General features: G+C 56.1%; 13 protein-coding genes. 10 read left to right on the top strand and 3 right to left on the bottom strand.

Going from position 1 to position 13,734, the window contains the following annotated elements; genetic code table 11:
• Positions 1 to 117: 117 nt before the first annotated feature.
• The 3 genes from YBN1229_RS14745 to YBN1229_RS14735 all read left to right on the top strand — a co-directional run bounded on the left by YBN1229_RS14745 (position 118) and on the right by YBN1229_RS14735 (position 3,987).
• Positions 118 to 1,293, top strand: a complete 1,176-nt coding sequence (locus YBN1229_RS14745; protein WP_046478521.1) for a porin — start codon at positions 118 to 120, stop codon at positions 1,291 to 1,293.
• An 862-nt stretch (positions 1,294 to 2,155) separates the two neighbouring features.
• A complete protein-coding gene (locus YBN1229_RS14740; RefSeq protein ID WP_076605323.1) occupies positions 2,156 to 3,313 on the top strand; it encodes a porin in 1,158 nt (385 codons plus the stop codon).
• A gap of 302 nt (positions 3,314 to 3,615) precedes the next feature.
• The gene (locus YBN1229_RS14735) at positions 3,616 to 3,987 is read left to right on the top strand and encodes a hypothetical protein (RefSeq protein WP_139165394.1); all 372 of its coding nucleotides are present in this window, start codon (positions 3,616 to 3,618) and stop codon (positions 3,985 to 3,987) included.
• Between the two features lie 319 nt (positions 3,988 to 4,306).
• Here YBN1229_RS14735 and YBN1229_RS14730 read toward each other — a convergent pair whose 3' ends face one another.
• Both YBN1229_RS14730 and YBN1229_RS14725 read right to left on the bottom strand, forming a co-directional pair.
• A complete protein-coding gene (locus YBN1229_RS14730; protein ID WP_046478524.1) occupies positions 4,307 to 4,561 on the bottom strand; it encodes a hypothetical protein in 255 nt (84 codons plus the stop codon).
• A 190-nt stretch (positions 4,562 to 4,751) separates the two neighbouring features.
• The gene (locus tag YBN1229_RS14725) at positions 4,752 to 5,183 is read right to left on the bottom strand and encodes a hypothetical protein (RefSeq protein ID WP_052743972.1); all 432 of its coding nucleotides are present in this window, start codon (positions 5,181 to 5,183) and stop codon (positions 4,752 to 4,754) included.
• Positions 5,184 to 5,937: 754 nt separating this feature from the next.
• Between YBN1229_RS14725 and YBN1229_RS14720 the strand changes: the two genes are divergently transcribed.
• The 5 genes from YBN1229_RS14720 to YBN1229_RS14700 all read left to right on the top strand — a co-directional run bounded on the left by YBN1229_RS14720 (position 5,938) and on the right by YBN1229_RS14700 (position 12,155).
• The gene (locus YBN1229_RS14720) at positions 5,938 to 9,111 is read left to right on the top strand and encodes a formate dehydrogenase subunit alpha (protein ID WP_052743971.1); all 3,174 of its coding nucleotides are present in this window, start codon (positions 5,938 to 5,940) and stop codon (positions 9,109 to 9,111) included.
• A 25-nt stretch (positions 9,112 to 9,136) separates the two neighbouring features.
• A complete protein-coding gene (fdh3B, locus tag YBN1229_RS14715) occupies positions 9,137 to 9,739 on the top strand; it encodes a formate dehydrogenase FDH3 subunit beta (RefSeq protein ID WP_046478525.1) in 603 nt (200 codons plus the stop codon).
• A gap of 11 nt (positions 9,740 to 9,750) precedes the next feature.
• The gene (locus YBN1229_RS14710; RefSeq protein WP_052743970.1) at positions 9,751 to 10,968 is read left to right on the top strand and encodes a formate dehydrogenase subunit gamma; all 1,218 of its coding nucleotides are present in this window, start codon (positions 9,751 to 9,753) and stop codon (positions 10,966 to 10,968) included.
• A 248-nt stretch (positions 10,969 to 11,216) separates the two neighbouring features.
• Positions 11,217 to 11,720 carry a DUF992 domain-containing protein gene (locus YBN1229_RS14705; protein WP_046478526.1) on the top strand — a complete coding sequence of 168 codons (504 nt, stop codon included), beginning with the start codon at positions 11,217 to 11,219 and terminating at the stop codon, positions 11,718 to 11,720.
• Positions 11,721 to 11,831: 111 nt separating this feature from the next.
• Positions 11,832 to 12,155: a hypothetical protein gene (locus tag YBN1229_RS14700; protein ID WP_139165393.1), complete on the top strand. Its 324-nt coding sequence runs from the start codon at positions 11,832 to 11,834 to the stop codon at positions 12,153 to 12,155.
• A gap of 60 nt (positions 12,156 to 12,215) precedes the next feature.
• Here YBN1229_RS14700 and YBN1229_RS14695 read toward each other — a convergent pair whose 3' ends face one another.
• Positions 12,216 to 12,827 (bottom strand): hypothetical protein, encoded by a 612-nt coding sequence (locus YBN1229_RS14695; protein WP_046478528.1) that lies wholly within the window; start codon positions 12,825 to 12,827, stop codon positions 12,216 to 12,218.
• A gap of 170 nt (positions 12,828 to 12,997) precedes the next feature.
• Here YBN1229_RS14695 and YBN1229_RS14690 point away from each other — a divergent pair, with 170 nt between their 5' ends.
• Both YBN1229_RS14690 and YBN1229_RS18925 read left to right on the top strand, forming a co-directional pair.
• Positions 12,998 to 13,450, top strand: a complete 453-nt coding sequence (locus YBN1229_RS14690; RefSeq protein WP_076605324.1) for an MgtC/SapB family protein — start codon at positions 12,998 to 13,000, stop codon at positions 13,448 to 13,450.
• Between the two features lie 114 nt (positions 13,451 to 13,564).
• Entirely contained in the window at positions 13,565 to 13,723 is a 159-nt protein-coding gene (locus YBN1229_RS18925) for a hypothetical protein (RefSeq protein ID WP_160298718.1), read from the top strand.
• Positions 13,724 to 13,734: the final 11 nt, after the last annotated feature.

Below are 13,734 nucleotides of genomic sequence, written 5' to 3'. Positions count from 1 at the left end.
GAGGCTGGGACGTAAAATTCCCGCTGAGATGAGAAGGGACTTGGCACAGAGTCAATTCGCGGTGCCCAGTCTAACGGCTTGAGTGCCACAAGTGTTAGTAAACGGAGATGTTCAGTTATGATCGGGGGACTCTTCAAGACCACCAGCACGCTAGCGCTTGCGGCTGTTGCTGGTCTTATGGTGAGCGGCGTATCCGCTAAGGCTGCAGACCTTGGTGGCGATTGCTGCGCAGACCTTGAGGAGCGCGTTGCAGAACTTGAAGCAACGACGGCTCGTAAGGGCAACCGCAAGGTAAGCCTGGAAGTCTATGGCCAAGTGACGACCGCTGTGATGTGGTGGGACGATGGCTACGAAGACAACGTTTACGTTGTCGATCCGCAGACGTCGAACACGCGCTTCGGCTTCAGAGGCTCTGCTCGTGTTACCCCGGATATTTCCGCTGGTTACCAGATCGAGCTGGCTTGGCAGCAAGCTGACGCCACGAAGGTGCGCGAAGACAACGACGAGGGCGCGGATATGCCCGAGTTCCGTCAGGCGCACTGGTACATCAAGAGCGAGACCTGGGGTAAAGTTCGCGTCGGTTTCGCCGACACGGCAAACTCGGGCATCGCAGAAATCGACCTGTCGAACGCCAGCGTTGCTGACGGTATGTCGTCCTCGCAGGCTGGCTCGGCCATCATGACGAGTGACATGGGTGGCCCGGCATTCGGCAACTACGAGTTCAACCGCGCCAACGTCGTTCGCTACGACACGCCGACCTTTGGTGGTTTCGTGGTGTCTGCGGCCTGGGGTGAAGATGACCTTTGGGACGTTGCTGTCCGCTACGCCGGTGAGTGGGGTGGCTTCAAGATTGCTGCTGGTATCGCCTACGGTGAGAACACAGACCGCAACAACGGCGCTGGCCCTTCGGATGATCCGGCTGTTGAAGTGCTGAACGGTGGTTTGTCCATCATGCACTCGCCAACGGGTCTCTTCGTTACGGGTTCGGCCGGTACGCGTGATGCCGATGACTTCGCCGATGAAGAGCACTTCTGGTTCGTGAGCGGCGGTATCGAGCAGAAGTGGAACTCGCTCGGCAAGACCACGCTGTTCGGTATGGGCGGCGAGCAGGAAGACTCGAGAGATCGCACGGCGACCTTCTGGGGTCTGGGTGTTGTCCAGAAGATCGACGCTGCTGCGATGGATCTCTTCGTCAGCTACCGTCACTACGAACTGGACGGCGGTACAGTTGGCCTGTTCGGTCCTGAAGATCAGTTCGACACCGTTGTCGGTGGCGCACGCATCAAGTTCTGATCGATCTCACGATTGGCAGATTACGGAAAGGGTCGCTTCGGCGGCCCTTTTTGTTTTTTGAAGTCTGAAGGGGCGCAGCAGGTTGGCTTGTTCAGGCTGGATGCCCTCACAAACCGCGAAGTAGAGCCCCAATTATTGTGGATAAGACTTGCTGAGCGACCGTGGGCTATAGGCGCAACTCAGTTGCTGGTGCGTGCCAAGGCGTCTTGCATCAGCTGTGCGTCTGTGTCTGCTCATTGCTGCATCGATGATTGATTAAGTGACGATTTGAGTAGTGTGAGCCGTTGCATTTAACGATCAGGATTCGCATGGAAATTCTGCGGAGATCGCTTCCGAAAGAGAGACTGATCGGTGACACTACTCTGTAGTAATCAGGCAACATCCCTCAGATGGGCTGTTCATAAAGAGCGATGTTTACGGTTCTTTAGGCCTCATTTCGGACTATCATTGCAGGCCATTAACACGGTGGCAGTTTGGCCACTCATGTGTGCCTATGGCTTGTTGCATCTGCGGATATGTTTGAAACCGGGGTGCTAAGAGCGTAGCGTCAAGTCGCTGACACGAATCGTCAGCAGTTTCGCCAGAGAATGGCGATTATGGCGTGCAGTTCATCGACGCGTGTCGTGCGTCGAGACGCGGGTGCAAGGGCTTTGCAAGTCGGCCGCAGTGCGGTTCCCGCGGTTTTGTTCCTGTAGCGTTTGTAAGCTTTCAGAGTTCGGTTGAGTTTCGGGGTTGGTCAATGCTGTGCATCTTTGCGCGCAGTCTGCCCCCTGCCCGAGCCGTTATGGGGTGTGCGCGTCGCGTGTGCTCCGTTGTCAGTGCGAATTCACGATACGACATTCAAGACTGTTGGGGGACACCAATGAAACTGATGACTGGCGTTGCGATGTTCGCCCTCATGGCGGCATATGCGACGAATGCTTCGGCCGCCGACCTTGGTGGCGATTGCTGCGCAGACCTTGAGGAGCGCGTTGCGGAGCTCGAGGCAACGACGGCTCGTAAGGGCAACCGCAAGGTAAGCCTGGAGGTTTATGGCCAAGTCACGACCGCTGTCATGTGGTGGGATGATGGCTTTGAGGACAACGTCTACGTCGTTGATCCGCAGACCTCTAACACCCGTTTTGGGTTCCGCGGTAAAGCGGCGATCAATTCCGACCTGGAAGCCGGTTATAACATCGAGCTGGCTTGGCAGACTGCTGACGCTACGAAGGTGCGCGAAGACAACGACGAGGGCGAGGACGTCCCCGAGTTCCGTCAGGCGCACTGGTACATCAAGAGCAATACCTGGGGTAAAGTTCGCGTCGGTTTCGCCGACACGGCGAACTCGGGTATCGCGGAAATCGACCTGTCGAACGCCAGCGTTGCTGACGGTATGTCGTCCTCGCAGGCTGGTCACGACATAATATTCCTCGATATGGGTGGTCCGAACCTCGATAACTTCGAGTTCAACCGTAGGAATGTCGTTCGTTACGACACGCCAACATACGCCGGCTTTGTGTTGTCGGCTGCTTGGGGTGAAGACGACATGTGGGACGTCGCTCTGCGCTATGCCGGTGAGCTCCGCGGCTTCAAGATTGCCGCAGGTATCGCCTACGGTGAGAACACGGATACCAGCAACGGCGGCAGTGGTGTCGCGGACCCGGTTATCGAAGTCGTAAACGGTGGCTTGTCGATCATGCATATGCCGACGGGCTTGTTTGTAACGACGTCTGCCGGTCAACGGGACCGCGATAATTGGGACACGGAAGAGTGGTTCTGGTTCGTGAGCAGCGGTCTTGAACGTAAATGGTTCACGATCGGTGCTACAACGCTGTTCGGCATGGGCGGCGAGTACGAAGATGATGACGAGGCCACAGCTCACTATTGGGGTCTGGGTGCTGTCCAGAAGATCGATGCGGCGGCGATGGATCTTTACATCAGCTACCGCCACTACGAGCTAGACGGTGGTGTGAATGGTCTCGCTGATCCTAACCAAGACACGTTCGACACCGTTGTCGGTGGCGCACGCATCAAGTTCTGATCGATCTCATAAGATCTGATAGCAGAGGGGCCGCTCTAAAACGGCCCCTTTTTTCTGCCTTTTCGTTGACACGCGTTGGTCACGATTTGTGGTGGCATTATGCAGGTTTAGGCAACAAAAAGGCTTTCTGGCTCAATATCGATTGTTGTGGTCAGCTGGTCACATGGCATCAGGAACACAGGCATTTCAAGAAACGTTCACTGGGGCTTAACTACGATGGAAACATGCTTGTGTTTCGCGGGACTGGCACTCATGTTCACTCCAGTGCCGGAGTCCGTGCATTGCGGGGTTTGATGAATACTATGAAATGGGTAAAGACTCTGGGGGCCGGGGTGATGTTGGTTGGACTTGCCAGCCTGCCCGCGTTCGCCTTCCAGGAACAGCAAGGTGGCAGCGCTTCTACGCCGCCTCCTGCAGCTGCTGCGCCCTCCGCACCGGCTGCAGACGTGGCTCCGCCCGCTGCTGATTTTTCTGCTCCTAACGCAGCCAGTGAGGCGGATCGTGGTACCGAAGTCAGCATTCCTGGCCTCGGTAAGCTCGGCGTGTTGCCCAAGATGGATTTTGGTTTGGAGTTGCTCTACGGAGCGAATGGGCAGCAGGACAAGATGGAGAATGATCCAGGACCAGAAACGGATGACTTACGCATTCGCGGGTCGGTCAAGCACCGTTTCTGAATCGCGTAGATCTTTTTGGATCTGAATGTTCTGGGGCGCTTTTGCGCCCCTTTGCTTTTACGAAATCGATGATCAGCTTTGCTGATTCCTGAGTTCAGGGCAGGCGGCAAAATGGGCGCTATTGCACATGGCTGAGCGTTATGTCGGTTTGGCGAGCTTGGACGGACCGGAATGCGAAACGGGCCGGTACAAAAGTACCGGCCCGTCAATAGCGGGGCACGGTGATACCTAGAGCCCGTTTCCTCGTCTCACTGTGCCTCGGGGGAAGCAGGAGCCGAGAAGGTTTGCAAAGGTATCGCCCTGTGACCAGCTGCAAATCTTAGTCGCGCGTCACGCTGAGGATCTTGAAATCCTTGTCCAGCTTGAAGTCGTATTGACCATCTTTGCACTTTGCATCGTCAACTTCGAAAACGCCGGTTCCTTCGGATTCTTTTTCGTATTCACCGCCACTGCAGCCCCAAGCTGAGATAGTCTCTTTGATCTTGGCGGCTTCGGCATCGCTTGGTTTTTCGTCGGCGAAAGCCAGGGAGCTGCCGAGAGTCAACGCGGCGAAAGCCACGACAAAGCGCTTCATTATACATACCTCCTCTAATTTAACTGCATCGAACGGAGCGAACACTTCGTACAACGCAGATGCACTACGCATTTATGACGTGTTCGTTCCGTTCCTAAAATGCGGCCCATTGCCCGTATGTTTTCGGGAAATATTCCCCATTAATTCGGGAAAATATCCCTAGCGCATTTGAATCCCAGAATTCTGGACTTTATCCCTTTACATTGAATATTGCGCGTTGCGTTTCGCCCGTTGTGTTTGGGATCTTCAAGTAAAAAGATCCGGGGCGAATTGTGACGAAGCTAATGACCGCTTCGCCTTCTCCGTCAAATTCTAATGATGATACGCCGAGAGGGCGGACTTCGATATCGTTGATGACGATTTCGTTGATCCAGATGTTGCGGAAAAACTCAGGTCCTTCAATGGCTAACTCCTGAGATCCATCCGCCTTGATCGTGAGTTTATAGTATTTTCCAGATTCGAGTTCGTAGGGCTTATCAGCGAGTGGCTTTCCGGCTGAGAGGGTAATCGGATCTAAACGAACCGCCTTGCCGAGCAATCCCGATTGTGCGCTTGCCTCATTGCCAAAAGCTACAGCCGTCAAAACCAATGCGGCGACGGCGGCTAGAACTTGAAGTCGCATATATTACACCCTTCCCTAGCGCGTTCTGTATTGGGCCGTAAGTCTTCAATTGTGCACTTTAGTTTACGGCCGTTGCGAAATAACGTTCCGGTTATAACCCGTAACGTCTGGCAAACAATATGGGGAACGCATTCTAATACGCCATAGCAATTCACCCCGAAGTTTCTTCCTATGTTGGTGTCCGGAGTAGAGCGGCAACGGATGAGAGGGGGAAGCGCTGTGCGTGCTACGAGATGCGGGCCGAGCCAGATTTACGGCGTGGATTCACGTGAAACCTTTGACTGTCGAAAGCTGATCGCATTTGTGCATTGGACTGCGACCGCATGAGTGCTCTGGTGGTGAACAATAGGTCCGTGCAGGATCACCGCTCCGTGAGCTAATGGAGTGGAAGTCTCGGTTTTTTCAAAGAAATTATGGAACCTTTAGAGAGGGGCGGCGTTCAGCCGTCATCGTCGTTGCGCTCTTGGTAGAGAAAGCGAGCATGCAACATCCGCCATCGACCCGAGATCCTCGTCCCCACCATGACCCCGTGCCGTTTGTTTCGTCGCGGCGTGCATTGCTGACGGGGCTCCCAGCTTTGGCATTGGGTGCCGGAGTGGCATTTACGGCTGAGGCCGAGATGTCCACCGGTCAACGATCAGATCCCCGTGCGCCAGAGTATCGGGAAACTCCTCATATCCGGACGTTTTACGCGCTCGCCCGACGATAATCCTGCCTTGCCGCGCAACGGCATAAACGTGCAGGAGCCGAATAGATGCTCAAGAAGAAGCGTTCCGGTGAAGCCGGGACTGCAGTTCTGTCGGATTTCGCCAGAACGAGCGGCATGTCGCGGCGTCATTTCTTAGAGGCGTCAGGATTTGCATCAGCCGCGTTTGTGGGCGCAGCCACGCTGAAGACGCGTCGAGTTCGCGCGCAGCCTCGTCCGGCTCCCACCTCTCCCACTGACATCCAGTTTAAGAAGACAATCTGTCCCTTCTGCGCGGTGGGTTGTTCCATCTGGGCGGAAGTCCAAAACGGGGTGTGGATTGGGCAGGAGCCTGCCTTCGAGAGTCCTATCAACCTTGGAACGCATTGTGCGAAAGGCGCGGCGACGCGCGAACTCGCTATCGGCGATCGCCGGCTTAAGTATCCGATGAAGCTCGAAGGTGGGAAGTGGAAGAGAATTCCCTGGGACGTCGCAATCGACGAGGTCGGCGATAAGATTCTCAAGGTGCGCGACGCCAAAGGACCTGACAGCGTTTATTGGCTCGGTTCGGCCAAGTTCTCTAACGAGATGGCATATCTGCACCGGAAGTTTGCGGCGTTCTGGGGCACGAACAATACGGATCACCAAGCGCGTATCTGTCACTCGACCACCGTTGCCGGTGTGGCCAACACGTATGGCTACGGGGCGATGACGAATACGTTCAACGACATGCATAATTCCAAGTCGATCTTTTTGCTTGGAGCTAATCCGGCGGAAGCGCACCCGGTCGCCATGCAACATGTGCTGCGTGCGAGAGAGAACGGATGCAAGTTCATCGTTGTTGATCCCCGCTTTACGCGGACCGCAGCCCATGCCGACGAATACGTGCGATTGAGGCCCGGAAGCGATGTTGCCTTCATGTGGGGTGTGTTGTGGTACATCCTCGCGAATGGTTGGGAGGACAAGGATTACATAAATCAGCGGGTGTTCCGCTTCGAAGATGTCCGTAAGGAAGTGAAAAACTATCCGCCGGACGTTGTTGCCAACATCACCGGCGTTCCGCCCGTTCAGATTGAGCGTGTGGCGAAATTGATTTCGGAGAACCGACCTGGCGCTCTCATCTGGTGCATGGGGCTGACGCAGTCGACCATCGGCAACAACAAGGTGCGGGCGGCCTCCATCATCCAGCTCGCGCTTGGAAACATCGGGAAGCCTGGTGGCGGTGCCAATATTTTCCGCGGCCACGACAACGTGCAAGGCGCCACAGACCTCGGTGTTACCTGTGACAGCCTCCCAGCATACTACGGACTTAGCGAAGGAGCTTGGAAGCACTGGGCACGTGTGTGGGGTGTCGATTATGAGTGGCTCAAGGGGCGGTTTGCTTCCAAAGATCTGATGGAACGCAAAGGCATGCCGGTGTCCCGCTGGTTCGATGGTGTTCTCGAAGATGCCAAGAACATCGATCAGCCGAACACGATCGGCGCCATGATCTACTGGGGGCATGCGCCGAATTCGCAAACGCGCGGGCCAGATCTCAAAAAGGGAATGGAGAAACTCGACCTGCTGGTCATCATTGACCCGGTGCCGACGAGTTCAGCCGTTATCGGCGACCGGCAGGACGGGGTGTACCTATTGCCGGCGGGCTCTACGATGGAGATGTCAGGCTCGGTCACGAATTCGAACCGATCCCTGCAGTGGCGGGAGCAGGTTATAGCACCGATGTTCGAGGCCAAGAGCGATTACGAGATTGCTTATCTGCTCGCTCAGAAATTCGGCTTCGCCGACAAGATGTTCAACCAGGTTGAAGTGAAGGACAACGCGCCGGTTGCGGAGGATCTCCTTCGCGAATTGACGCGCGGATGCTGGACGATCGGTTACACCGGGCAAAGCCCGGAGCGACTGAAAGTGCACATGGCGAACCAAAGCCTGTTTGATCCAACGACGTTGCTCGGCATGAGCGGGCCCGTGAAGGGTGAGTACTACGGGCTCCCGTGGCCCTGTTGGGGAACGCCGGAGATGAAGCATCCCGGTACGCCGCTGCTCTACGATCTTACCAAGACTGTGGCGCAGGGTGGCCTTCCGTTCCGCGCGGCGTGGGGTGTTGAGCATGAGGGCGTAAACCTGCTTGCCGAGAACTCTTATCCCGAAGGTTCTCCTATCAAGGATGGATATCCGGAAATTACCGTCGCGGTGCTCGATAAGTTGGGCTTCGTGGATCAATTGACGCCGCGCGAAAATTTCATCATCGCGGCGATTGCGTTGGGTGATTATCACCCGCGCCTTCTTAAGATAACGGACGATGAAGCCGCGCAGCTCATGAAAGAGGGGGGGGGTGGTGCGGCGATGCCACCGAGTGCCAACGATGCAGAAGGTGCAGCCAAAGCGCAGCAACTCGGTTTGCGTGCGTTCGCGCCGAACGCGCGGGCGGCCATTGAAGGGTATCTTGCGCATCATCCGAACAAGACCAACGGTGCATCGAAGCAGGGCGATGGCGGTTCGCAGTCGAGTAGTGGCGAAACGGCGGCGCGCGACCAAGGCATGGTCGAGCCCGATACGGACGTGATCGAAAAAATCCTGAAGATCAACTGGAAGACGGACCTCTCGGGTGGCGTTCAGCGCGTAGCGGTGGCCAATGGCTTGGCGCCTTTCGGTAACGGCAAGGCGCGTGCGCTGGTTTGGAACTTCCCGGATGGCATTCCTGTCCATCGGGAGCCTCTCTACACCGTGCGGCGCGATCTCCTGCCCCGTTACAAGACCTATGAAGACCGTAAAGATTTCCGTTTGCCGACGCTCTACTGGTCGATCCAGAAGAACGACGTTTCAAAAGACTTTCCAATGATCCTGACCTCCGGACGTCTCGTTGAGTTTGAGGGCGGAGGCGATGAAACGCGGGCGAATATCTGGTTGGCGGAATTTCAGCAGCGGATGTTTGCGGAAATCAATCCCGAGGATGCTACTGCGCTCGGCATCCAAGACGGCTCGATGATCTGGATTGCTACGCCTGAGAAAGCACGTGTGCGCGTGACGGCCCAGGTTACGAAGCGCATCGGAAAGGGGGCGGTGTTTATGCCGTTTCACTTCGCCGGCATGTGGCAGGGCGAGGACCGATCCGACCGCTATCCCGAAGGCACAGTGCCTTACGTTATCGGTGAGGCCGCCAATACAGCAACGACATACGGCTACGACGTGGTGACCTTCATGCAGGAGACGAAGGCAACGATCTGCCGCGTCGAAAAAGCGTGAGAGACCGATCGGAGGTTAGTAAATCATGGCACGGATGAAGTTCCTATGTGACTCCGATCGCTGCATCGAGTGCAACGCGTGCTCCACCGTTTGCAAGAACGAACATGGGGTGCCGTGGGGCATACTTCGGCGTCGGGTCGTGACGATCAACGATGGTGGGCCGGGTGAAAAATCTATAGCTACGTCCTGCATGCATTGCACGGATGCGCCTTGCATCGCGGTGTGTCCGGTCAACTGCATTTATCAAACCGACATCGGCATCGTGCTGCACAACAAGGATATCTGCATCGGGTGTGGGTATTGCTTCTACGCGTGTCCGTTCGGTGCGCCGCAGTATCCGCAGGCGTCGAATTTCGGTTCCCGCGGCAAGATGGACAAATGCACGTATTGCGCGGGCGGTCCTGAAAAGCCGGGTTCGGAAGCGGAATACAAGAAGTATGGGCGTAACCGCATCGCCGAAGGAAAATTGCCCCTTTGCGCTGAGGTTTGTTCGACGCGCGCGCTGTTGGCTGGCGACGGAGATATCGTCTCGCAAATTTATAGAGAGCGTATCGTCAGGCGCGGTTATGGCGCCGGCGCTTGGGGCTGGTCTACGGCCTATTACAGTTCACAAGCAGTGCAAGGATAAGGAGGCAGGTGATGTCTGCGTATCGCGTTGCCGGTGGTCTCGCTGCAGCTTTATTGGCGGCCTTGTTGATATGGATGGCGACGTATGCCGCAGCGCCCAAGCCCATGGTGCTGCCGAGTGTCCAGATCGGGGGCGAACCTGGTGAACGAACCGTCTGGGTCGATCGTTCGAAACTGCTGTCCGACCGGAATGCGGCAGAGACGCTACCAGCGGTTGCTCGTCCGCAAGAGGATGTCGTGGCCGGTGGTACCCAGGCTGGCGGTTCGGTGTCCAATCCAAAGCAAATTGTGCAGAGCTGGAAGCTGGATAAAGCGGACAGCCAGATCCTGATTACTCCGGAGAAGCGCACTGGAACAACGTCACTTCCTTATCGCAATACGAACCTGCTGGAGCAGCCGCAGGGTCGCGACTGGCGGAGAGCCCGGAACGGTACAGTCGTCTATACGGGCGGTTGGTTGATCCTTGGAGTTTCCTTGGCACTGGCGCTTTTTCTATTCGCACGCGGGCGTATTCGTATCGCGGAAGGCCGGAGCAGCGGCACGGTCGAGAGGTTCAATCAGGTTGAACGTGCCAATCATTGGATGACGGCGACGGCGTTTGTTGTGCTGGCTCTTACGGGGCTCGTCGTTCTTTACGGAAAACCGCTTCTGCTTCCGTTCATAAGTCCATCAGCATTTCATGAGGTGGCTTCGATCAGTGCGTGGCTCCACATGGCGGCGTCGGTAGCGTTTGTCATTGGTGTGGTGGCGATGGCCTGGCTTTGGTTGCGGGAGAATTTGCCATCACGTCTTGATGTGGAGTGGCTCAAAGAGGGTGGCGGTTTTCTTTCTGACGGTCGTCACAATCCGCCAGCGCGTAAATTCAATGCGGGTCAGAAGATTGTCTTTTGGGGTGTTACGCTTGGTGGGCTGGCGGCGCTTATTTCCGGTGTCACGCTGATGTTTCCGTTTGCGTGGCTCGGCTTTGATGGGATGCAGTGGGCTCAGCTTGCTCATGCCGTTATCGCGCTACTGATGATCGCTCTGATCATCGGCCACATATACATCGGCACCGTCGGTATGGAAGGCGCGATCGATGCGATGTGGTCAGGGCGCGTCGATCGCAATTGGGCGAAAGAGCACCACAGTCTTTGGTATCGCGATATCAGTGGCAACTGGCGCGACCCGGACGGGACTGGGACCGAGCAAACGTCTTCCACGCATCACCACCACCCAAAGGCTGCCGAGTAAGAAGAATTTCGCAACACAATAATGAGGTTTGCCAACATGAAGACATTCCTGACCGGGCTGGCCATCACCGTGCTCATCGGGTCGCTGGCGTGGGTAGCGTTGGACCGGACACACATTTCTGTGGTGCAGGGAGCACTGTGGCATGGAGACACCCGATTGGGTCCACATCACGGATAACGGCTTGCCAAACGGGCGTCAGGGGAACTTCGTTGGTGCCGACATCGTTGGCCTCTTCAGGAGGTATAACGATGGATTCGATTTCACCGTTCAAGCTAGCGGTTTGCGTTTCGGTACTGGGATTGAGTGTAACAACGTCGGCCTTTGCAGACACGCCACCTCCGCCGGCGAATGCGGGGACGTTGACTTGCACGATTCCAGCAGATGCAGAAGCGCAGCGAAAGTTGCCTGAAGGGGCGACGGCTCTTTCATGTGAGTACGAAGCCCTTAGTGGGCCTGGCGGGCGCTTTGACGGTGTCATCAAGCGGATCAGCAGCGACAAGGAGGCTGAACCGAAGGTTATCCTGTCCTGGGCGGTGCTGGCTCCTACGCCGGACGTTGAGCTCAAGGATCTGGAAGGACAGTATATGGGGACGTTGAATTCTACATCTTCGTCGCCCGATGGTACGGCCGCTGGCTTGCGTGGAGGCGCTAACGACACGATCGAATTGCGTCCCGTGAGTGATCCGCTCTCACCTTCTTCGGAGCCCGCAATCTCCGTTTTGGAGTTGGCGCTTCATTCCATAAAGGCGTAGCACTGATCGTTGAACCAACTGTACCCGTGCGGAAATGACTTGGAACAGACCTTCGGCGCCAACGTTTTCCTCCGATATGGCCGATCAACGGCCGCTATAAAGGAGGATATCATGAGAAGGGAAGTTTTAGGCCTCGCTGCTATCGCTGTGTTTGCGTCCTCGCCGTTGCTTGCCGGCAATAGTGCGCAGCTATCATCTGAGCGAGGCGGTCAGCTTGCTCAAAGTCAAACTGGCGGTTCGAGCGGTAAGGCTCAAGAAGATGTGCACGCCCCGACAAATCGCGTCGGTGAGAGCGTCCCAACGATGAAGGCTGAGCCTAAGGCTGACACTCAGCAGAGTGGGTCTTCTACGCACAAAAAGGACGAAACCCAACACGCGCCGACAAACCGTGTGGGCGAAGCTGTGCCGGACATGAAATCGGATAAGACAAAATAACTCCCTGCCTGGAGGGCGCAGCGGTTCGCGAGACGTTCACTCGGTTATCGAGTGTGCGTCTCAGCCATTCTTTTCCGAACTATTCAAGAACGCGATGTAGCTCTGGTTTTCATAGTGATCGAGCTGCAGCGTTCCTATGAGCTGCCGCAGCGCGTTAGGGTCAGTCGATTCTAACGCGATACTACATAGAGAATGACCGTCAGCGTCGAGGCTCACGTATTCTGCATTGCAAGCTCCGAGGGACCATTTCACTCGATCCTTGTTGAGTTCGATGAGGGCCAACGGAGGGCAATGAGCTTGTACAAGTTCGATGAGTGCATGGGCCGAGAAACGTGTGCCTGCCTTGAGCGAAACAGAAAGGCCGAGTGGAGCAAAGAGGTGCTCTTCGACTTGATCTGCCGTGACGGGGAGTGGTGCAACGAAGCGATATCGCCAGCGTTCGAGGCAATCTAGCTGGCCGAACCGCTCTTTGACCTCTAACCGGTCCTCGCGCAGCTTGATGCTGATATGATCGTAGTTGTGCCGGACGATATAGGTCTGTGCACCCTGATCGCGCTCCGGTTTTTTTGCGCCGGGCAACGCACGTAGGCGTTCTATCAGATTGGCACCGTTGGTCGTGAAGATGCGAAACTCGTATCGGGCCGGTGAGACTGCGCTCGTTGTTTCGTTCATCTGCAACTCTCGATCAGCTTTCGGCGTCGCCTCTCACTTACGGAACGGATTGAGACGACCTTTGGTTTTGTTGTTGCCGCGTCTTTACAATGACAAGCACTGGGAAGCGAGTGGACCTGTTCGACATATCAGTGGTTTCACGGACACATGTGCCGGAACTGGAGATCACAATGCGGTTGCTGCTTGCTGCAGGGCTTGGCGGAGTGATCGGAATTGATCGTGAGCTGAAGGACAGGCCGGCCGGTTTGCGAACGCATATGATGGTCTCGCTGGCGGCGGCGCTCTTTACCATCATCACTTTCGAGATTTTCTATCAAGTTCGCGGAGAGTTTCCGAGCGGGAACGTTGATCCGATCCGTATCATCGAGGCGGTGACGGCCGGCGTCGCTTTTCTGGCCGCCGGCTCGATCATCGTCAGTGGCCGGAAAATTCAGGGGCTGACGACTGGCGCGGGGATGTGGCTTGCTGGTGCCATCGGGTTAGCTTGCGGTGGCGGATATTACTACGTTGCCATCGTCGCGGTCGTCATATCCATCGTGATTTTGGCATTCGTTAAGCGGCTGGAAGATCGAATTTTTCCGCCCGAGCCGCCGTTAGATCCTAAGAACAATGACGAGGCCTGAGATTGCTCCGCGAGGGTGTTTCAAGGACGCCCCGTGGCGGAACCTCACTCGTTTAGAGGCGTTTTACCCATTCGCCTGCCATGACTGGACTCTGCGCAAAGAGGAGGAATGATCATGAATAGAGAATCCCAAAGCGCGCCAGTTCTGACGACGAACGAGGCGCGTCAGGCGAAGAGAACCGGACTGATTTGGGTCCTTGCTATCTCGTTGCTGCTCGCATTGGCAGTGGGATTTGGTATCGGCGTCTATTGGCCGGGCGTTTTTGCTGGGTAATTCACGAAGGA

Origin of the sequence: Candidatus Filomicrobium marinum (assembly GCF_000981545.1) — a bacterium.
Lineage (GTDB): Bacteria > Pseudomonadota > Alphaproteobacteria > Rhizobiales > Hyphomicrobiaceae > Filomicrobium > Filomicrobium insigne.
Note: the sequence above shows the minus strand (reverse complement) of the source record. Positions and strands in the feature narration are given on the sequence as shown.